20 protein-coding genes are annotated in these 19,756 nt (G+C 43.4%); 4 read left to right on the top strand and 16 right to left on the bottom strand.

Features of this window, described 5'->3' with window-relative positions; all coding sequences use genetic code 11:
• Positions 1 to 28: 28 nt before the first annotated feature.
• The 8 genes from BSZ04_RS08460 to BSZ04_RS08425 all read right to left on the bottom strand — a co-directional run bounded on the left by BSZ04_RS08460 (position 29) and on the right by BSZ04_RS08425 (position 8,436).
• Positions 29 to 1,156 carry a conjugal transfer protein TraF gene (locus BSZ04_RS08460; protein WP_010451780.1) on the bottom strand — a complete coding sequence of 376 codons (1,128 nt, stop codon included), beginning with the start codon at positions 1,154 to 1,156 and terminating at the stop codon, positions 29 to 31.
• A gap of 59 nt (positions 1,157 to 1,215) precedes the next feature.
• Positions 1,216 to 2,094, bottom strand: coding sequence for a DUF2861 family protein (locus BSZ04_RS08455; RefSeq protein ID WP_088880162.1), 879 nt, complete (start codon positions 2,092 to 2,094; stop codon positions 1,216 to 1,218).
• 2 nt (positions 2,095 to 2,096) lie between these two features.
• Positions 2,097 to 2,759, bottom strand: a complete 663-nt coding sequence (vxrB, locus tag BSZ04_RS08450; RefSeq protein ID WP_010451776.1) for a response regulator transcription factor VxrB — start codon at positions 2,757 to 2,759, stop codon at positions 2,097 to 2,099.
• Complete coding sequence (gene vxrA / locus BSZ04_RS08445) at positions 2,734 to 4,182, bottom strand: sensor histidine kinase VxrA (RefSeq protein ID WP_071236343.1); 1,449 nt, start codon at positions 4,180 to 4,182, stop codon at positions 2,734 to 2,736. The genes vxrB and vxrA overlap by 26 nt, the downstream gene beginning before the upstream one ends.
• 154 nt (positions 4,183 to 4,336) lie before the next feature.
• A complete protein-coding gene (pntB, locus tag BSZ04_RS08440) occupies positions 4,337 to 5,731 on the bottom strand; it encodes a Re/Si-specific NAD(P)(+) transhydrogenase subunit beta (RefSeq protein WP_010451772.1) in 1,395 nt (464 codons plus the stop codon).
• Between the two features lie 12 nt (positions 5,732 to 5,743).
• Entirely contained in the window at positions 5,744 to 7,300 is a 1,557-nt protein-coding gene (locus BSZ04_RS08435; protein WP_088880161.1) for a Re/Si-specific NAD(P)(+) transhydrogenase subunit alpha, read from the bottom strand.
• Positions 7,301 to 7,730: 430 nt separating this feature from the next.
• Positions 7,731 to 8,012: an HlyU family transcriptional regulator gene (locus tag BSZ04_RS08430; RefSeq protein ID WP_088880160.1), complete on the bottom strand. Its 282-nt coding sequence runs from the start codon at positions 8,010 to 8,012 to the stop codon at positions 7,731 to 7,733.
• Positions 8,013 to 8,067: 55 nt separating this feature from the next.
• Positions 8,068 to 8,436 (bottom strand): late competence development ComFB family protein, encoded by a 369-nt coding sequence (locus BSZ04_RS08425; RefSeq protein WP_010451766.1) that lies wholly within the window; start codon positions 8,434 to 8,436, stop codon positions 8,068 to 8,070.
• Positions 8,437 to 8,686: 250 nt separating this feature from the next.
• Between BSZ04_RS08425 and BSZ04_RS08420 the strand changes: the two genes are divergently transcribed.
• Positions 8,687 to 9,931 carry a GGDEF domain-containing protein gene (locus BSZ04_RS08420; protein WP_010451764.1) on the top strand — a complete coding sequence of 415 codons (1,245 nt, stop codon included), beginning with the start codon at positions 8,687 to 8,689 and terminating at the stop codon, positions 9,929 to 9,931.
• A gap of 37 nt (positions 9,932 to 9,968) precedes the next feature.
• Here the strand turns inward: BSZ04_RS08420 and BSZ04_RS08415 are convergent, their stop codons facing one another.
• The 3 genes from BSZ04_RS08415 to BSZ04_RS08405 form a co-directional block, all read right to left on the bottom strand.
• A complete protein-coding gene (locus BSZ04_RS08415; RefSeq protein WP_010451762.1) occupies positions 9,969 to 10,943 on the bottom strand; it encodes a Solitary outer membrane autotransporter beta-barrel domain in 975 nt (324 codons plus the stop codon).
• Positions 10,944 to 11,069: 126 nt separating this feature from the next.
• Entirely contained in the window at positions 11,070 to 12,041 is a 972-nt protein-coding gene (locus BSZ04_RS08410; RefSeq protein ID WP_088880159.1) for a Solitary outer membrane autotransporter beta-barrel domain, read from the bottom strand.
• 12 nt (positions 12,042 to 12,053) lie between these two features.
• Positions 12,054 to 13,013 carry a GGDEF domain-containing response regulator gene (locus BSZ04_RS08405; RefSeq protein WP_071236337.1) on the bottom strand — a complete coding sequence of 320 codons (960 nt, stop codon included), beginning with the start codon at positions 13,011 to 13,013 and terminating at the stop codon, positions 12,054 to 12,056.
• 179 nt (positions 13,014 to 13,192) lie between these two features.
• Between BSZ04_RS08405 and BSZ04_RS08400 the strand changes: the two genes are divergently transcribed.
• Positions 13,193 to 13,630, top strand: coding sequence for a DUF3069 domain-containing protein (locus BSZ04_RS08400; protein ID WP_010451758.1), 438 nt, complete (start codon positions 13,193 to 13,195; stop codon positions 13,628 to 13,630).
• A gap of 84 nt (positions 13,631 to 13,714) precedes the next feature.
• On the opposite strand, the gene modC is transcribed toward BSZ04_RS08400, so the two are convergent.
• From modC to BSZ04_RS08380, 4 genes are all read right to left on the bottom strand, one after another.
• The gene (gene modC / locus BSZ04_RS08395; protein WP_088880157.1) at positions 13,715 to 14,821 is read right to left on the bottom strand and encodes a molybdenum ABC transporter ATP-binding protein ModC; all 1,107 of its coding nucleotides are present in this window, start codon (positions 14,819 to 14,821) and stop codon (positions 13,715 to 13,717) included.
• A complete protein-coding gene (modB, locus tag BSZ04_RS08390; protein WP_088880156.1) occupies positions 14,818 to 15,507 on the bottom strand; it encodes a molybdate ABC transporter permease subunit in 690 nt (229 codons plus the stop codon). The genes modC and modB overlap by 4 nt, the downstream gene beginning before the upstream one ends.
• Before the next feature lie 12 nt (positions 15,508 to 15,519).
• On the bottom strand, positions 15,520 to 16,272 hold the full coding sequence (gene modA, locus BSZ04_RS08385; protein WP_088880155.1) for a molybdate ABC transporter substrate-binding protein: 753 nt from the start codon (positions 16,270 to 16,272) through the stop codon (positions 15,520 to 15,522).
• A 90-nt stretch (positions 16,273 to 16,362) separates the two neighbouring features.
• Positions 16,363 to 17,814 carry a cobyric acid synthase gene (locus BSZ04_RS08380; protein ID WP_088880154.1) on the bottom strand — a complete coding sequence of 484 codons (1,452 nt, stop codon included), beginning with the start codon at positions 17,812 to 17,814 and terminating at the stop codon, positions 16,363 to 16,365.
• 164 nt (positions 17,815 to 17,978) lie between these two features.
• Here BSZ04_RS08380 and BSZ04_RS08375 point away from each other — a divergent pair, with 164 nt between their 5' ends.
• Entirely contained in the window at positions 17,979 to 18,350 is a 372-nt protein-coding gene (locus BSZ04_RS08375; protein ID WP_088880153.1) for a YgiW/YdeI family stress tolerance OB fold protein, read from the top strand.
• A 136-nt stretch (positions 18,351 to 18,486) separates the two neighbouring features.
• Positions 18,487 to 19,023, top strand: coding sequence for a hypothetical protein (locus BSZ04_RS08370; protein WP_088880152.1), 537 nt, complete (start codon positions 18,487 to 18,489; stop codon positions 19,021 to 19,023).
• Positions 19,024 to 19,076: 53 nt separating this feature from the next.
• On the opposite strand, the gene BSZ04_RS08365 is transcribed toward BSZ04_RS08370, so the two are convergent.
• Positions 19,077 to 19,751: a putative ATP-dependent zinc protease gene (locus BSZ04_RS08365; protein ID WP_038883119.1), complete on the bottom strand. Its 675-nt coding sequence runs from the start codon at positions 19,749 to 19,751 to the stop codon at positions 19,077 to 19,079.
• Between the last annotated feature and the right edge of the window lie 5 nt (positions 19,752 to 19,756).

Raw genomic sequence — 19,756 nt, 5'->3', positions numbered from 1 at the left:
ATGTGAGGAGCTGACTATAACGATTCAGTTAGTAGGTCGCAAGGAAATTAATCGAAGCACCCATTGCATTTTCGTTGGTATATTGAGCCGCGATATCGAGTTCAATCAGATTGAGTGGTGATAATCCGATACCTGCGGTAATCGTTCCATCCTCACTTGAGCGAGCCATGTTTTTCTTATAGCCTCCGCGCAGTGCCATCTGTCTTAAAATGTCGACTTCAAAGCCAGCCCTTAGCATTTGGCTATTATCATCAAATGTTGAAAACTTTTTCTCTTCATTCAAGTCATAATCAACACTTACTGTGAAGTAGTCGGCGACGATACCTGCACCAATGGTATAGAGCGGACGCATGCTGTATTCGTACGAAGCGATTGGATCGCCATTCGGAGCTGTAAATGCTTTAGTCTTAATATCTCGACCCACTAAGTTTTTTGCAGCTAAACCTACGCGGAAAGGTCCATAAAACCAGAGAGCACCTGCATCCAAGTTGAAGATGGTGTCAGCAGTCTCATTTTCTCTTAAATCTTTTGTGTCAAACGCGGCAAAGCTACTTGCATAAGAGTATGTATAAATGCGTTGCAGTTTTGGCGTTAAACCAAAAGAAAGATGCTGATTCATGAATGTAGTGTACTTAGCAAGCGAAATACCTGCTTCGGCAACACCGATCGAAACACCACGCACATAACTGTTGTCGAGAGAACTAGCTGGTACCGAAGTGTCGACTTCAGGAGTAACAAAGGATTCAGTGTACAACTTGCCGTAAGCGGTCGCAGAAAGAAACTTGTTTGGAATACCAACCGCCACTACACCGCCTAAGTCGAAGTCTAATTTAGCGTTATCGATGTTATTTAGCGAGTTAACGATTTCAGTGTCGTCGGTGAGTTTGCTAATACGATCAATTTCGTCGATCAATCCATCCTGATCGTCATAACTAATACCAAAGCTTGGTACTATCATGCCGGCGTCATCATTTCTACGATAGATTGCTGTGAGCGCTGGGTTAAAGAAAGGGGCGGTTAGGTAAGAGGCAGATACTGTGCCTACTCCACCCATCGCATCACTGCGAGCTTCGATTGCGTACGTGGCTGCATTGGTTGAAAAAGAAAGGCATGCGCTAGTGACGCTGAGTGCTAATAGTTTGTATTGAATCTTCATATGGGACTAATTCATTGTGCGTTATGAACTTTGTATCGACCAATATGAAGATTCTTTAGCTATTCTTCTAGGGAAAGATCATAAGTGCGGCTAATAGTTTGAGCTTGCTCAACAATTATGTCCCCTTGCCAACGTCGGCTGTTAATACCAACTGCGAGCACGTACCGATCGTTAGGGACACCTTCTAGCTCAAGAGAGTTAGGGTAATTGGATTCGTAACTCTTTTGCCAAACTTGTTCGTACTGACCATCTACATAATCATAGAGGCCAACATTGAGCTCAGGAAGTGGACAGTGTGGATTTCTCAAGGCACTTTTTTCGACTTTCCAATTCTCTTTTGATGTCCATCGTACATATTGTGAAGAATTGGAGTCACCCAAGACTATCCATGTTCTAAAAACTCGACCATCAACGGCAACGATAGATAGGTGATAAAGACCAGCTTCGATTTTTCCTGTTAGGTTGTAGCGTTTTAGGTAACGCTTTTCATTCGCAATCGTGTTGGTAACGACGTCTTCTTGGCTTAATGAAGCGTCGGCTGAGATAGACTCATCAACCCAACGTTCAAACATGATGTCATCTAGCTCAGTCACCACCCTAAGTTTTATGACCAAGCGGTAAGTATCGCGTCCAGGGCTCTGAATGGTTTGACGAATGATATTAACGCCACTAATCCATTCAGGTAACGTAACCGTAGATAGTGATTTGCCACAATCCTTTGTAAGAGATTGCGCTAACAGGTCATTTAAATGGGGGGTAATAGCCTTATTCGGTTCTGACTGCCAAAGTTCCACTAAAGAAAGAAACATATCTGGCAAGTTATCTTCCAATAGATGTTGGTGGGCTTGGCTTAAAGGCGTGTTAGACGAAAACCAGTCCATACCATGGACTGGTTTCATCAAAGTTGCCGCTAATAATATTGGCAGGACTAACTTCATCGTTACGCTTTCATTTTGTAGCCAACGCCACGCAACGTTTCAATTTCAAGACCAGGCAGCTTTTGGCGAAGCTGCAGCACGTGTGTGTCTACAGTACGAGTCGTTGGGAAATGGTTGTAACCCCAAACGTGGTCTAATAGCTCGTCACGCGTAAATACACGGCCTAGGTTTGAAGCTAGGAACAACAATAAATCAAACTCTGTACGGGTTAAGGTGATAAGTTCGCCTTTAAAAAGAACCTCACGTGTTGCACGATCGATTTCAAGCTCGTTTGTAATAACTTTGTCCGCACTGCCCTGTTCTGCTGAATCAGGAGCACGAAGCTGAGCTCTAATACGAGCAAACAGTTCTGCTTCAGCAAAAGGTTTTGTTAGGTAGTCGTTTGCACCTGAGTCCAGTCCTGCGACTTTGTCTTTCACAGTAACTAATGCGGTTAATAGAATAACCGGGACATCTTTAATTTTCTTCCACTCTGGCAGAGATTCTACTGAATCACCATCCGGTAGTTGGCGATCTAGAATCACTAAATCAGCCTTTTTCCATTGTGGTTCTACATCTGAAATACGCTCCACATGCAAACACTCATACCCTGCTTGTTCAAGGCTCACAAGTAGGCCATCAGCAAGGTTTTTATCATCTTCAACGAGAAGCAGAGTCTGTTTCACAAGGTATCTCCAGTATAAATGTTGTAGGTGGACCTATCAGAGACATTTTGCCTCCCATACGTCCCATCATAGATTCGACAATAGTTAATCCCAATCCTAGGCCACTCTTACTTACAAATGGTTTTCTTAAGTGAGCCCAGTCTTTAGATGAAAGTTTCCCTTCATCGATGACACGAATAACTAATTTTTGAGCACTGGTTTCAACATCAAGTCTTACCGGTGCTTCACCATATTTAATTGCGTTTCTCAACAAGTTATCGATACAAGTACCTAGCCAGTATACGTTAATTTTGGCCGAGATATCCTGGTTGATAACAAATTGAACGGATTCGTTAAATTCTTCTTCAATCTTAAACTCTAACCACTCTTGAACAGAAGGAACCCATTCTGTTGCAAGCGGTTGGTTGTCCGATTGCAAGTAATCTTTACTTGCTTCAGCTAACTGCCTTAAACGTCTTGTATCCTCACACAAACGACGAAACTCGTCGTATACACTTTCAGGAAGACGTTCAAACTCACGCCTAAACCCCTCTACAGTTAATGATAATGAGGCGATTGGAGTTCTAAGCTCATGAGTCAAAATCTGTAAAACAAGCATTCTGCTACGTAGCTCTTGTCGCTTGCTATTCCAGCGATAAACAGCCCAACCGATAACAAGAAATATGTTGGCAATCACCAGGATGATCATGCTGATCCGCAGCACTTGCGAATGATCTTCTACATCCCAACATATATTGCCGCGTTTAACGAAGCAGCTTTTGGTTTGACTCGCTAATTTAAAAGAGAGTCCTGCGTTGGCAACGTTTTCCTGCCAGACTGACTTCGGAAATACGAAGTAGTGATCTCCTCTTCTAAGCCAAAGCTCGTTTTGTTCGATAAACATGCTCGCACCTGCGATTAAAGCGTTTATCGCGTCATCGTTCATACTCTTTAGGCTTGCGAGTAATTCATCGCCTTGCACATTCTTGCGTTCTTTAATGTGCATGTATTGCGCAAGTTTATCTTGGAGCTCTGGATACTTATCAACATACCGAGCGGCATAACTACCGCCACCGGGATGGATAAGCCCACTTCTAGAAAACCATCTTGGAGTCAGTTGCGTACCTTTACAGATAGCTCTCGTAAACACCAAAGGTTCGGTGATTAAGGGGCTCAAAGGTAGCTTACCACGGCAAGTGTTCGCTAGTTGGTACAGCTGCTGTATATCCTTCAACGGGTAATCAGCAGTTTGAGGCAACATAGAATCCGGCGACAACAGCTTAGTCGGATAATTGGATTGCAAAACCCGTATATCGTACGATTTCTCGGCCGATTGGTAGTTAAACAACTCGGTAAAAGTGTCTATTCTTTCTGGCAGTGAGTCTGCCTTCACGATTGGTGCTGCTGCTAGTATTGCGACACTAAGTAATAAACGTTTAATCAAACTGTAACCGTTGTTCGTTCCATTGCTAGAAACTATACATCATCTAAATTAAAGTTGTCATCGATACAAGTAAAGGTTTTGCATTTCTATTACATTGAATGTACAAAAAAAAGACCAGCATACGCTGGTCTTTTCAATTAATGGCAATTCCAAATTACAAAGCTTTGAAGATTGCTTCGACACTTTCTTTTGCATCACCAAACAACATTGATGTGTTTTCTTTGAAGAATAGTGGGTTTTGAACGCCAGCATAACCAGTATTCATTGAACGCTTGAATACAATGACATTTTGCGCGTTCCAAACTTCTAATACAGGCATGCCCGCAATTGGACTGTTCGGATCGTCAAGCGCTGCTGGGTTTACAGTATCGTTCGCACCAATAACCAGAACCGTATCAGTCTCAGAGAAGTCATCGTTGATCTCGTCCATCTCTAGTACGATATCGTAAGGTACTTTTGCTTCTGCCAGTAGAACGTTCATGTGACCTGGCAGACGACCAGCTACAGGGTGAATACCAAAGCGCACTTCAATACCCTGATTACGTAGTGTTTCAGTAATTTCATGCACTGGGTACTGTGCCTGAGCTACTGCCATACCGTATCCCGGAGTGATGATCACTGATTTTGAGTTCTTCAGCATTTCAGCAACTTCTTCTGCTGATGTTTCCCGGTGCTCGCCCTGCTCTTCATCACTTGAGATCACAACTTCTTGACCGAAGCCGCCAGCGATAACGCTGATGAACGATCGGTTCATTGCTTTACACATGATGTACGAAAGGATCGCACCTGAAGAACCAACTAGTGCACCTGTTACGATCAATAGGTCGTTTGCTAGCATGAAACCTGCTGCTGCTGCTGCCCAACCTGAGTATGAGTTCAGCATTGAAACCACAACCGGCATATCTGCACCACCGATCGACGCTACTAAGTGGTAACCAAACGCGAATGCAATCAACGTCATTACGATCAATGCGAACATGCTGCCGTCCGCTTTTACGAAGTAAATCATAAGAAGCGTAGAAACGACGATCGCAGCAAGGTTCATTTTGTGTTTGTGAGGCAAGTTAAGTGGCGAAGAAGAGATCGTGCCACGTAGCTTACCAAACGCTACGACTGAACCAGTGAAGGTTACCGCACCGATGAACACGCCAAGGAATACTTCCACTAGGTGAATCACATGCTCAGCGTGCATACCAGCAAGGTCAGTTGAAACTGGCGCTGGTGGCTCTAGGTAGCTGTTGTAACCTACCAATACTGCAGCCATACCTACAAAGCTGTGTAGGATAGCAACCAGTTCCGGCATTTGAGTCATTTCTACTTTTTTCGCGTAGTGGATACCGATGCTACCACCGATGACCATCGCGATGATGACCCAAACGAATCCTTCCGCATTTGGGCTGAAGATCGTCGCAATAAGCGCAATCGCCATACCCGCAATACCGTAGTAGTTACCGTTTCTTGCCGATTCTTGTTTAGAAAGTCCCGCGAGACTTAAGATGAAAAATAGCGCAGCAATGATATATGCCGCTTGTACTAATCCTGCAGACATTGGTCACTCCTATTATTTATCTTTGCGGAACATTTCAAGCATACGTTTGGTCACGGTAAAGCCACCAAAGATATTTATGCTTGCTATGAGTACAGCAATGAATGATAGGAAGGTAACGACACCATTACCCTGACCAATTTGTAGCAACGCACCTACTACAATGATACCTGAAATCGCGTTGGTAACAGACATAAGCGGAGTATGTAGTGCGTGTGTTACGTTCCAAACTACGTAGTAACCTACCACACACGCCAGTACGAATACGGTGAAGTGAGATAGGAACGCTGCCGGAGCAACAGAAGCAACCCATGCAAAGGCGCCTAAACCAACAGCAAGCGCACCAAACTTCTTCACTGGTGACGTTGGCTCCTCAACTTTAGGTTGAGGTTTAACAGGTTCTTGCGGTTTAGCTTGTGGCTGTGCTGACACCTGAATTGGTGGCGCAGGCCATGTCACTTCGCCTTCTTTTACTACTGTTACGCCACGAAGCACGACGTCTTCGAAGTCGATATTGATGTTGCCATCTTTCTCTTTGCAAAGCAGTTTTAGAAGGTTTACAAGGTTGGTTGCATAAAGCTGAGAAGATTGTGTTGGCAGTCGACCTACCATATCGGTATAACCAACGATTTTCACGCCGTTAGCCGTGGTGATTACTTGATCTTTTACCGTGTATTCACAGTTACCACCGTTTGCGGCAGCAAGGTCAACGATCACGCTGCCCGCTTTCATGCTATCCACCATTTCTTTGGTGATAAGCGTTGGCGCAGGTTTACCAGGAATCAGTGCCGTTGTGATGATGATATCAACGTCTTTCGCTTGCTCAGCGTATAGCTCTGCCGCTTTTTTGTTGAATTCATCCGACATTTCTTTCGCGTAGCCGTCACCTGAACCTGAATCTTCTTTGAAGTCTACCGTTAGGAACTCTGCGCCCATCGATTCAACTTGCTCTTTTACTTCAGGACGAACGTCAAAAGAGCGAACGATAGCGCCAAGGCTACCAGCAGCGCCGATAGCAGCAAGACCTGCTACACCTGCACCTGCAACCAGTACTTTCGCTGGCGGTACTTTACCTGCTGCGGTAATTTGACCGGTGAAGAATCGACCGAATTCATGAGCGGCTTCAACCACTGCGCGGTAACCAGCAATGTTCGCCATAGAAGAAAGTGCGTCTAATGCTTGCGCACGAGAGATACGAGGAACCGCGTCCATTGCGAGAACGTTAATGTTCTTGCTAGAGAGCTGTTCCATTAACTCTGCATTTTGAGCAGGCCAAATAAAGCTGACTAGTGTCGCACCGTCTTGTAGTAATGCGATTTCATCAATGCCATTTTCTTCATCCACGATTGGCGCATTAACTTTAAGAATTAAGCCTGATGTCCATACTTCTTCACTAGGAACAATTTTCGCACCTGCTGCTTCATAAGCTGCATTGTCGAAACTGGCTAGCACCCCCGCTTGAGATTCGATTGCGACATCGAATCCCAATTTAATTAGCTGCTCAACCGACTTAGGCGATGCAGCTACCCGCGATTCACCCGCGAGTATTTCTCTAGGTACACCGATTTGCAAAACGCATACTCCTTGTATACATATCAATAATTAGTCCCAAAACAGAGCAATGCTCTACTCTAATTCTTTTTTATTTCTATCTGTTCACTACGCAAGAAAACGCAAACGAATGATGGTGTTTGGGGTCACCCATTTGCACTGCCACTTCTCGCCTCACAGTCCGTTATTATTCTGTTTTTAGCGAACGTCAATCGTGACTTCAAGTATTTTGTAATAAAAATACTAAATTTCATTACATATAACGTCTAGTAATGAATAATTCTCTACTTCAACCTGAAAAATAACAACGACTGACTTTACTAAGCAGAGGTCTAACCAGATGAGTGCTAACCGCTTATTTAACAAATATTTAAGTAAATAAAAAAAGAGTCATCAGCATATACACTAATGACTCTCTTTTTGATGATTCGTATCAAGTTGGAGTGAATTGTTAATCGAAGATCTTTTCACCGATTTGGTCGATAAACATCTGCGACTTTTTCAACATCAACTCATTGGCATCTTGTTCTGAACCCAACAAGTCAGACCGAATGAAACGGTGTGACTTCACTTCCCCTTCGAAAGCTTTTTCAATGCGGCCTGCAATACGATATTGACCTCCTTCTGAAATGCTCTCTTGGTAGATTAGATAGCCTTTGTATTCGACAGGCTCAACAGTTTTTACCTCAGCAGACTTTTGACTGCCACCAAACAAGCGTGAAAAAAATCCCACGACTCCTCCTTGGTTTTTCTCTGCGTCTCTTACAATAGTCAGAGACAAACTAGAATTACTTAATATTGATGTTGAGGATTGGTTTTTCGAACCAATCCAGTTCTTGTTCTTCATCATAACTGGTGTGGGTCAATATGACCGGAACTTCGTGGTCGCGATTCTCACGTCGGTCCTCACGAATCATAGCAGCTGCATTTTCAACGGCCACATCGACACTTAGCTTAAACTGAGTCAGCTTGCTTTCAGGTAACGCCGACAAGAAGTCGATATCATGACGGATGTAGACAGGCTTTAGCTGGATCAATGCGAGACACGCGATATCAGCTAATTGTTCGTTATCGAATTGCTCAACATAGACGTCTGAAGCTAACACCTGGCCAACTAATGTTTCCATATAATTGTGTACGTCTGAACTGATTTGCATCAACTTTCTCCTTTAGGCAACAGACCTAAAGTATAGCAGTCGATAAAGCCCTGCAACTCATTGATTGGTCTAAATTTAGTCAACCTCTCCATTTTTGTGTTAATACGTCCTAAAATACTTGGAAAATCCGCAAATAAACGTATTCTTGTTAGTTTCGAGTCTGTGATAATTAATACCTAATTTAAAGCATTAAACAAGATTCATAATTTATTTGAATAACATACGATTAAGATAAGGTTTTGAACTGTAGATGGTTTCATCTTTAATGACCTCTCCCGCTTTTCGCTTTCTGTTCCCACTCCTGTTACTGGGAGCTGTCAGCTTGGGCATGGATAATATTATTGAAATGACCAGAGCGAACTGGGGCATAGCATCAAACCTACCTTATATCTTACTTAGCTGTGCGTTGATCATGTGCTACTCGTTCAAACAAGGGCGAGAGTCTATGGTGTGCATTAGCATGATTTTTGCCTATTTCATTATTCAAACTCGGTTGCAAGTTCCGTTGCACGTTGGCACAACGTTGCTTGAACTGGCCATTTTGACATGCCTGTTACCTGTCTCTTTTTTAGCTGTATTTTTATTTAGTAAAGAAGGGTTCAACTCAAAGTCGACCGCAGCGTACGTCTTTATGCTGTTTATGTTTTCTTTTTGGTCTTACATCACGCTTATTTATTATGTCGAGGGTGGGTTTGATGAATGGACTGCGGGTTCTTTGTTTATCGTACCGAGTGTGTCGAAGTTACCCTTCGTTTTAGTGCTGTATTGCTTTGCTCTTGCTTGCTTCCTAGGAATCCTTGTTCTCAAAAAAAATAGAATCATTCACGCGATCACCTATTCGGCCATGGTGTTAGCCACTGCAACTTTTGTGTTTTTTGATGTTCAGTACATATCTAGTACCATGTTTACTCTGTCTGGGCTCTTGATCATCATCTATTCTACCTCTGCGAGCCATCAACTTGCGTTTACCGATAGCTTAACGCTGATTCCAAGTCGCCGAGCTCTAGATCTCGACCTGAAACACACCGGACGAAAGTTCACAATTGCAATGCTGGATGTTGACCATTTTAAAAAGTTCAACGACACCTATGGTCATGACACAGGTGACGACGTGTTAAAAATGGTAGCAGCTCGATTGGGCAAAACTCAGGGTGGTGCCAAGGTTTACCGATTCGGCGGAGAAGAGTTTACCATCGTCTTTAAGGGTAAATTCGCAGAAGACTGTGAAGAATTTATTGAAGAAACTCGTGAGTCCATTGCACAGTATGAAATGGTACTTCGAGATCAAGACGGCCGCCCTGACGATCATAAAGAAGGTAAAAAGCAACGTGGCAAGGCGTCCGAAAAAAGAGGTGTGGTAAGTGTAACAGCAAGCTTTGGTGTCGCTGATAGCCGCAGTGCCCGCAACCCCTCAGATGTCATTAAGCTCGCAGATGAAGCCCTTTACAAGGCCAAAAAAGCAGGGCGAAATTGCGTTAAATTCTGCCGTACTTAATGGCCTTTTTCAAAATGAGTGATGATACTCAACCTAATTACACCTGATTGAAAAACATAACCAAGCTGCCACCCTTAAAAGCACTACCATAGTTTAGACTCATGCCCACTCCCATGTTGATAACAAATGGAATTTTAATTGGTGGTGTCATTAGCCATCCCATACTAGCCTCATAGTAATGATCTGTATTGAGAGGTCTTTTCGTATCCCCTCCAATATCAACACGATTAAAACTAGTGTAGAAAGATTGAACCATGTTTTGCCAAATCGCTAAGCGATAAAAAACCTTTACCCCATTCACCCAATACCAACCCTCTGGGTTAATCAAAGTGTCACCGTCACCAAGGTTTGCTCCAAATCCATTGAAGTAGTGCGGAGAAGACCATAAATACCATTGCTCAAACTGCCCGTAAGGGCTATATCTTAGCGTTGCATTGAGCTCTGCAACCATCGCCAATGAACTGGTATTAACGTATACACCATCTATTTCGCTTTGGTAATCTTCAAGCGCATTGCTTTGATAGCGGTAATCATTTTGGTAGTACATTAGGTGTGTGCCTGCTGCACCGCTCAAAATGAAGCTGCGATTTAAATATGCTTCTTGCTCGACTTCTAAATACCCACCCAAGACAAATTCATCTAGATCATCAGGCTTAGTTGCATCCAATGCATATACCTCCTGGTTACCGCTAAGTAGGTATCCACGTCCATTGACTTTAGTTTGATATGGTGAATATCGATTATGGCCAACTGGAACACTAAACGGTAGCGACATCACTGAAAGCTTCTTACGGAGCTCTACAGATTCACTGCTACCCAACAGGTCTTCATCTAGGTTTAGATATTCATTAGGATCAAAATTTGAAAAACCGAAAGTAAACACATCACTATCGGAAAGTACGATACTTGCCGCATAGTTATAATCGAATTCTTTCTCAAGTTGCTTTTGAATGGAGCTGGAGTGAGATGAAGTTGAAGCGAAAATCATCGCTAAGTAAGCCAACTTACGCATGAGTCTTTAATATTTACAAGAGTCATCCGATGACTAAGGTTATGTGCTTATGTTCCTATAAGCCGAAATGGGGCGCGATTTTGGCTCGAATATGTGATTAATGCAATGGTTTTCTTTGCGTATTTATTACTCTTGATTGAAGAACAATACTAAACTCCCTCCCCTTAGCGCACTGCCATAGTTCACAGTGATTCCAAGGCCAATGTTATCTATCCAGTCAGACTTAAATGGCGGCGTCATTAACCACCCAACACTTGCTTCATAATAGTGTGAGGTATTCATTGGTTTGCTTGTGTCTCCTCCCACATCAACGCGATTAAAACTCGTATAGATCGACTGAACGGTGCGGCCAACTTTGGTAAAGTCATAGAAGAGTTTTACGCCATTTACCCAATACCATCCTTCTGGATTGCCAATATCACCGTTATTGCCGTCGCCCCAGCCTGTACCATAAAAATAATGTGGTGAAGACCAAACATACCACTTGCCCCAGTTTACGGTGTCTTTGTATTTCAGCTCGGCGTTGATCTCTCCAATCAAAGCCCATGCATCGGTATTAAGATAGATGCCTTCTAGGTATGGCTTAAGCTCATCAAGAGCATCACTACGATATTCATACCGGTTACGATAATACATGAGATGTGCGCCAGCAGCTGCACTGAACGTTATATGGTCAGTTAGCTTATTTTTGCGCTCTACCTCGCTGTATGCGCCAAGAATCCACTCTTTATTTCTGTCTGGAGCTTTACTTTCGTTCAAATGAACGTCTTGGTCGATGCCCAAGACATAGAGACGCCCTTTCAAGTTGTACTGAGTAAGAGATTCATCGTCATCAGTGAGGGATAGATGATAAGGGAGTGTAGAAAGCGCAACCTGCTTTCTTAAATCAACGGAGTCTTGAGTCCCAATATCTTCGTTGTCGATATTGAGATATTTATTTGGATCAAAGTCATGAAAGCCAAGGTTAAATACATCGCTATCAGACAACACAATGCCTATTGCAAAATTACGCTCAAATTCCTTTTGTAATGTGTGTTGTACAGGGCTAGCGTGAGAAAAGGCCGAAACTAGTGACAGTGTCACCACAAAATACTTCATTATTTGTCTAACTTAACTTGCGTTTACCACTGTGTATGTATTTCTACCGCGAGATTTTGAAGTATATAGCGCTCGGTCCGCTGTTGCGTAGAGATCGGCAACATTTTCCTTGCCCGTGGCCTGGAAAACGAACACTCCTTGTGACACAGTCACGAATGGTTCAACACTCGAATACTCATGCTTATACTCTAAGCACTGTATTGCTTTATGAATACGCTCGGCTTCTTTCTCTGCTCCGTTGGCATCCGTCCCACCAAGTAAAATGACAAACTCTTCGCCACCATATCTACCTACATATTCTCCCGAGCGGCTGAATGTCGCTTTTAGTTGATTTGCTAACGCTTGAAGGCAGCGGTCACCTTCAATATGGCCATAGTTATCGTTAAAAGGCTTGAAAAAGTCTACATCTAACAGGATAAGCGCCATAGATTCACCACGCCTCCCATGCCAAGCCACCATATCTGTTAGTTGCTGGTCTATATAGCGTCTGTTATAAAGCTTAGTAAGCCCATCTTCGTTTGCTTGCTGCTGTAAGAGCTCGTTAACTGTCTCTAGCTGCGCCGTGGTCTGCTTTAGCTCTCTTCTCATATGAGCAATGCGCTGCATTGCGATAAGCTTTGAATTAAGGACTATCTTGTCTACGGGCTTAATCAGGTAATCATCCCCCCCGGCATCAATTGCTTTTGCAATCATTTCAGGTTCTTCGTGACTACTCAAAAATATGATTGGGATCCAATCTGGAAAGGCTTCTCTGATATGAAGCGAGACTTCAAAACCATTCATGTCTGGCATGGCAATATCAAGAAGGATTAGCTCTGGGTCAAAGCTTTCATATTCATTCAAAGCTTCTAGACCGCTTCCTACGGCTTTAACAACGTGTCCGAGCTGCTTTAACCTAATCGCCAACTGCATTCTATCAAGTTGTACATCATCAACGAGTAGAATGCGCATCGATGTTCCTAGTGGCTGCATACCATGGTCCATTTCTAGTTGTTTATTAAACGTATACCATATGAAAGTGGTATGTGCATTACTACCCTCACTAATCTGCGAGATTTTTGCGACTTTATCACGTAATCAAGAGGTCGTTATGGTAGCTATTTGATGAATTTGGTATTAATATTCCCGCCTTTTGTAACGAGAGACACACCATGTCAGAAGCAACTAACAACGAAAGCAAAAAAATCGATCTAGAAACCATTTCTCCTGAACTACGCAAAGTTATTGAATTTGACGAAGTACCTGAGCAAATGTTCGAGATGGTTACCTCTATCCATGAAGTGTCTGAAGAAGCTGTACGTGCATCTTGGGATGAAATGCCAGCAAGTGCACAAAACATTCTGGACAACTTTGAACAATTCCACGCTCTAGTGACTGTAGGTCAAGCATTTGCAGGTCTAAATGTAATGGAAGAGTTCCCGACTCTAAATCTGCCAGAAAACATGACAGACGAAGACAAAGAAGAATACCGTTCTCAACTGTTAGACAATGTCCTACACAACTGTGTAAAAGACATGGTTAAGCAGCTTAAGAAAGCGCGTCGTGACCCTCTTCTTAAACGTGAATTCAAAGAAGTATTCGAAAAGTAATTTCAATACTGAGTTTAAAGTAAAGGCCGCAGATGCGGCCTTTTGTGTATCTGTGATCTCTTGAGTATCTGCGGTTTAGTCAATTTAATGGTGCGCCAAAGCAATATCGCGTTGCGTGACACTCACACCTTTTACTTGCGCATAAACCGCATCACCAACTTTCAGGCTCAGATCATCCAATGCCCATGGAGTGATGGTAGCCCATAGGTGGCATTCTTCATCTAACTTGAGTGATACTGTGATACTTTGCTTGTCTTCACCGGTATTAAGTTCTTCTATAGATGCGACGGTCGCTGTTAACACGTTACGTATCGATGTAGATACAGGTTTTTCTAGCGCGATAGATACGTCGTTTGCACGTACTTGAAGCCGAATTGGTGTATCTGGCTCTCCATCGACTTTTTGAACCCACAAACAAGCGCTCGGTGCGAGCTTCACGCACGTCAGCGCGTATTTCTCGTGGTGCGTCGCGATCTTTCCTTCGAATAAGCTACTGTGGTCTGAGAATGACTGCCAAGGACGCATGGCATGAGATGCCCACACATCCTCTAACTTACCTGACATCATGATTCGACCCCTATCGAGAATTGACAGATGCTGCGCCAAACGAAGAATCTCTTGCAAACTATGCGTGACATAGACGATTGGAATATTGACCTGTTCAGATAACTCTTCCAAAAATGGCATCACTTCTCGCTTACGGGGCATATCCAACGAAGCCAAAGGTTCATCCATCAATAGCAGATTAGGTTTCGAAAGGAGCGCTCTCGCGATTGCTACACGCTGTTTCTCACCACCGGATAAAGAGATTGGAAAGCGTTTCAATAGCGGTGTAATAGCGAGTAACTCTGTCACTTTATCGAAGTAATCATCATCTTTTTCGACTACGCCGTAGAGTAAGTTGCCTTTCACGGAGTAATGCGGAAACAAGCGAGAGTCTTGGAATACATAGCCAATCTTGCGCTTGTGTGTCGGTAAATTAATTCCAGTATTACTATCGAAAAGAACGTGTTCACCAATCGACACTTTACCTTGCTTGGGCGTCACCAACCCGCTGATAACGTTAATTAGTGTGGTCTTCCCGGCACCAGAACGGCCAAACAACGCGCTTATTCCGTTACCCGGTAACGATAGATTGATGTCAAAATTTGTTTCACCAAGTGATTGTTCAAATTGAATTTCTATACTCATCGTTTAGCTCCCAGTCTCGCTGCAGCTTTGCGATTTAACCATTCTGATATCATTAATGTCGAGAGAGCCAAAGCAATGGAAATGATGCATAAGCGCGCGGCTTCCATCTCTGCGCCCGGCGTTTCGATGAAGTTGTACATCGCCAAAGGAATGGTTTGAGTCTCGCCGGGAATGTTAGAAACAAAACTGATTGTAGCGCCAAATTCGCCTAAGCTGCGAGCGAAAGAGAGCATCGTACCTGTGATAATACCTGGGATCGTTAAAGGCAAAGTGATAGTAAGGAAGACCTTTAAAGGTGATGCACCTAGTGTCGATGCGGCATGTTCGAGCTTAGGATCAACGTTATCTAAGCTGAGGCGAACTGAACGCACCATCAAAGGCAACGCGACAACGATACAAGCGATAACCGCCCCCTTCCAGTTGAAGCTAAACACCAATCCAAAGTGCTCATAAAGCCAGCTACCAATTGCCCCTTGTCGGCCTAATGAGATCAGCAATAGGTAACCAATCACCACGGGCGGCAATACCAATGGTAGGTGAATTAAGCTATCGAGAATGGATTTACCGATAAACTCTTTTCGAGAAAGTAACCAAGCCAGAGCAATGCCCAATGGTATTAACCAAACGACGGCATAGGCGCCAACTTTTAGGCTTAGTATTAAGGCTTGGTATTCAAGTTCTGTCACTCTGTGCCCTTTTTATTGAAAGCCGTATTGCATAAAAACTTGTTTAGCATCGTCGGATTTCAAATATTCAAAAAACTGCTTAGATTGTGTCGAGTCTTTAACAATCGCCGCTGGGTAAACAATATCCGCGTGTGAGTCATTAGCAAGCTCGCCGACCACTTTTACTTTTTTTGTTAAAAGCGCATCGGTTTTGTACACAATACCAAGCGGTGCCTCACCACGCTCAACTAATGCTAATGCAAGACGAACATTTTTCGCTGGCGCCACTTGTCGCTCAATCTGCTTCCAAACACCAAAGTGCGAAAGAGATTCTCGAGCATACATACCAGCAGGCACCGAAACAGGGTTACCAAGCGCAAGGCGATTGCCGTCTAATGCTTGGCTCCATGCATTGCCATCTGAGAAGTTAAAAGGAGTAACACTTGAAGCTAGTGGTGCAATAAGAACGAGGCTGTTGCGCACCAAATTAGTGACACCGTCACTCTCAATTGCATTTGATTTTACTAAGTAGTTCATCCATTTAGTGTTCGCAGAAATGAACACATCAGCTGGTGCGCCATTTAGGATTTGGCGAGCAATGGATGAGGAGCCTCCGTAAACGGGAGTGACTTTCACATCATATTGCTGTTCAAATTTTTGTGCGATATCGTCAATCGCGTTAGTCATAGACGAAGCCGCGTAAACTTTAATATCGGTCGCTGCGTTTGCTGCTGATGAAACGCTCAATATTGCCACTAGGCAAGCATGAATCTTCCATGCTTTCATAAAAACACTCCGGTGCTAGACTGGCAGAAAAAGAAATTGTGGAACAATGTGTCCACTTTTATTTATGCTTCAAACAGTTAAAAACTGGTTTTATTTGAACAGAAAGTCAAGATTCATATGTTGTTCTATCGCATCTGCAATGCGATTAATGCCTTGTTCCTTTAACTCTTCAAAGTCTTGTTGTTTGATTTGAGTCCCGTTTACCCATTCAGCCACAAGGCTTAAAACGTCCGCCTCATCAAAGAACCCGTGAAGGTATGTTCCCATTACTTGGCCACACTCACTTATCGCGCCCTCTGCTTCGCCAGAACTCAATGTCATAGGTTGAGCGCCCTGCACTTCACTTCGACCAACATGAATTTCGTAGCCTTTCACATCTACAGTTTTACCGTTTAGGCAAATCTGCGCTTGTGTATGCGTTAATTGTTTGCTGTTGGTTAGAATCGTATTGACGTCTAACACCCCTAACCCTTCACTTTGGCCAGGGGTGCCTTCCACACCATTGGGATCGTCAATAATCTTACCAAGCATTTGGTAGCCACCACAGATACCAATGACTTTTCCGCCAAGTCGGATATGGCGTTGAATGTCTTTATCCCAGCCTTGGCTACGCAGATAATCCAAATCGTCGCGAACTGACTTAGTGCCCGGCAAGATAACCAAATCGGCTTTGTCGATCTTTTCGCCTTTACCAACGTAGCGAAGGTTAATGTCTGGATTAAGACGCAACACATCAAAATCGGTATGATTACTAATGCGTGTTAATACGGGCACCACAACATTGAGTTTAACGCGTGAAGATAGCTCTTGCTCTGCCGTTATAGCGTCTTCTGCCTCTAGGTTTAAACCATGCAAGAACGGCAATACCCCCAACACTGGTTTGCCTGTCTTTTCTTCTAACCAATCAAGACCAGATTCAAGCAAGCTGATATCGCCACGGAAACGGTTTATTACGAAGCCTTTAACGCGAGCTTGTTCAGATTCGGATAGTAATGCTAGCGTCCCGTACAGATGGGCAAATACACCACCACGGTCGATATCCGCAATAATAATGACTGGAACGTCGGCTTCTTCAGCAAAGCCCATGTTAGCGATGTCATTTTCTCTTAAGTTGATTTCTGCTGGGCTGCCAGCACCTTCAATCATAATGGATTCGTATTCGTCCGTCAGTTGTGCAAATGAACCCAGCACCGTTCCCATTGCCACTTTCTTATAATCATGAAACCCGACTGCGTCCATATTCGACAATGCTTTGCCTTGTAAGATGATCTGAGCACCTGTGTCGCTATTAGGCTTAATTAGCACAGGATTCATGTGAACCGTAGGCTCAACGTTGCAAGCTTGCGCCTGAACGGCTTGAGCACGCCCAATTTCTCCGCCATCTTTGGTAACTGCACTATTCAGAGCCATATTCTGTGGCTTGAATGGGGCAACTTTTACCCCTCGCCTTGCCAACACACGGCATAAACCTGCCACAAGGACACTTTTTCCGGCATCTGAAGTTGTGCCTTGAACCATTAATGATGGGATTGGTGATTTCATGAACGCTTAATAAGAGAAAAAAGAAGATGAACAATCATAACGTTATCTCAGCATAGGACTCAAGAAAATGAATCGAATATGAATGTTCGAATCAGTAATGGTTCAAATAAGGTTTGTTTTAATAGCACCATCAAAAACGAACACCTATATAGAGAAGCCAAATTATGAAAAACACTGTTATCGCTACTATCGCTGTACTTGCTATCGCTCCTACTATTGCAATGGCGAAAGACCACAACCACGGCCAATCAAGCATTCAATTTAATGGCCCTGTTACGGTAGAGAAAGTCGACGCTTTGATTAAAGATTCAAGCATGTTTACCGAGAAAGACGTAGTTGTAGAAGGTAACCTACTTCGTCAAACGCGCGCGGATCAATTTATCTTCAGCGACGGTTCTGGTGAAATCATGGTTGAGCTAGATGACGATATTCGACTAACGACGCCAATCGACCAAACCACGAAAGTACGTCTGTTTGGTGAGTTTGAAGGCGGTAACAAACCAGAAATTGAAGTAGAGCACCTTGTGGTACTGTAAAGCTCAGTACCTATGCTTACTGTCTAACCTAGCATAGGTAATCTCAGAAAAGTGATATAAAACACAACTTTGGCCTGCTAATTGCAGGCCTTTTTCTATATTATTGTTTTTTCACTTTATAAAGCCCGGAGACATCATGCTAGCAAAGGCTCTCAAACTAACAGCTATCGGCGTGTGTGCCCTATTACCACTTTCATCACATGCTAATAATTTCAACTACAACATGTTGGAATTCAGAATGGGGACAAGCCCGGGCACCTTTGGTGGTGAGTTTACAACTTATTTTACTGAAAACACTCACTTTATTGGCAGAGTAGATAGTGAATTCAGTGGCGACTGGGATATCGCTGGTGGTATTGGTTTTAATGGCCCAGCTGGTCAATTTGCTGATATTTACGGTCAAATGCTAGTTCACAACATCAAAGAGCACGGTAGTGACAAAATAGGTGACGAATGGAAAACCGAAGTAAACTTTGGTACTCGAGTTTGGTTTATGCAGAATATTGAGTTACATGGTCGTATTGGTCAGCTTATTTCAAATGACAACGCCAACACAGTATTCAACGTCGGGGGGAGATTCCACTCCACTCAGCAACTATCGTTGGGAGCTGATTTCAGGAATACTGGCGTGTATGGCAACCAAATCGTCATGTCAGCCCGCTTTGCATTTTAGCCGACTGAAAGCACTGGTTATAAAAAAGCCTTCCATATGGAAGGCTTTTTTATTTACTTTTTCTTGTTTGGTTTTTTCTGAACATATTTCTGAGACACATCTATGATTGCCACGTCTCTAAAAAAGCTACGCCCAAGTAGAATTGGAAACTTCATATGGCCTCGCTCAGCCAACGTAAACTCGGTTTGTTCATTCATATCACCAACCTGAATGTACGCCACAACAACCGCTCGCTTATCAACTTCATCACTTGATGACTGCTTGATCTTCGCCCATCGCTCCACCGGGAGCTTGAACTCTTTGCTGGCCTTGCCATTCACATCAATTTTGAACTGTACCCAGTCTTTACCGTCCCGCTCAAACGGTACAATATCTGTTGCACTAATTGACGATGTTGTTGCTCCAGTATCGATACGAGCTTTAAATGTCTGGTCAATAGCTGGTACATAAACCCATTCTTCAGCACCTAAAACCAATTTCCCATCCGGCGTTTTTGTTACCTTCGGTGGCTTTTCAGGCTTAGGCTTAACCTCTGGTTTAACTTCAGGTTTTTGTTCGGGTTTAACCTCAGGCTTAGGTTCAATTTCTGGTTTCACTTCCGGTACATCGACTGGTTGCTCTACCTTTGGTGTATCTGGCTCAACAGGCTCAGTAGTCGTTGGCGTCGACGTACACGCAATAAGACCGCCGCTCATCATTAGCGGCAGAATCAGTTTCCAGTTCTTCATCAACT

The organism is Vibrio rotiferianus, from assembly GCF_002214395.1.
Taxonomy (GTDB): domain Bacteria; phylum Pseudomonadota; class Gammaproteobacteria; order Enterobacterales; family Vibrionaceae; genus Vibrio; species Vibrio rotiferianus.
Note: the sequence above shows the minus strand (reverse complement) of the source record. Positions and strands in the feature narration are given on the sequence as shown.

Excerpts from the sequence above, each read along its gene's own strand:
- modC (WP_088880157.1), bottom strand. The coding sequence starts at position 14,821 with ATGAGTATAGAAATTCAATTTGAACAATCACTTGGTGAAACAAATTTT.
- BSZ04_RS08455 (WP_088880162.1), bottom strand. The coding sequence starts at position 2,094 with ATGAAGTTAGTCCTGCCAATATTATTAGCGGCAACTTTGATGAAACCA.
- BSZ04_RS08460 (WP_010451780.1), bottom strand. The coding sequence starts at position 1,156 with ATGAAGATTCAATACAAACTATTAGCACTCAGCGTCACTAGCGCATGC.
- pntB (WP_010451772.1), bottom strand. The coding sequence starts at position 5,731 with ATGTCTGCAGGATTAGTACAAGCGGCATATATCATTGCTGCGCTATTT.
- BSZ04_RS08400 (WP_010451758.1), top strand. The coding sequence starts at position 13,193 with ATGTCAGAAGCAACTAACAACGAAAGCAAAAAAATCGATCTAGAAACC.
- BSZ04_RS08375 (WP_088880153.1), top strand. The coding sequence starts at position 17,979 with ATGAAAAACACTGTTATCGCTACTATCGCTGTACTTGCTATCGCTCCT.
- BSZ04_RS08380 (WP_088880154.1), bottom strand. The coding sequence starts at position 17,814 with ATGAAATCACCAATCCCATCATTAATGGTTCAAGGCACAACTTCAGAT.
- BSZ04_RS08410 (WP_088880159.1), bottom strand. The coding sequence starts at position 12,041 with ATGAAGTATTTTGTGGTGACACTGTCACTAGTTTCGGCCTTTTCTCAC.
- BSZ04_RS08425 (WP_010451766.1), bottom strand. The coding sequence starts at position 8,436 with ATGCAAATCAGTTCAGACGTACACAATTATATGGAAACATTAGTTGGC.
- BSZ04_RS08415 (WP_010451762.1), bottom strand. The coding sequence starts at position 10,943 with ATGCGTAAGTTGGCTTACTTAGCGATGATTTTCGCTTCAACTTCATCT.
- BSZ04_RS08420 (WP_010451764.1), top strand. The coding sequence starts at position 8,687 with ATGGTTTCATCTTTAATGACCTCTCCCGCTTTTCGCTTTCTGTTCCCA.
- BSZ04_RS08405 (WP_071236337.1), bottom strand. The coding sequence starts at position 13,013 with ATGCAGCCACTAGGAACATCGATGCGCATTCTACTCGTTGATGATGTA.
- BSZ04_RS08370 (WP_088880152.1), top strand. The coding sequence starts at position 18,487 with ATGCTAGCAAAGGCTCTCAAACTAACAGCTATCGGCGTGTGTGCCCTA.
- BSZ04_RS08365 (WP_038883119.1), bottom strand. The coding sequence starts at position 19,751 with ATGAAGAACTGGAAACTGATTCTGCCGCTAATGATGAGCGGCGGTCTT.
- modA (WP_088880155.1), bottom strand. The coding sequence starts at position 16,272 with ATGAAAGCATGGAAGATTCATGCTTGCCTAGTGGCAATATTGAGCGTT.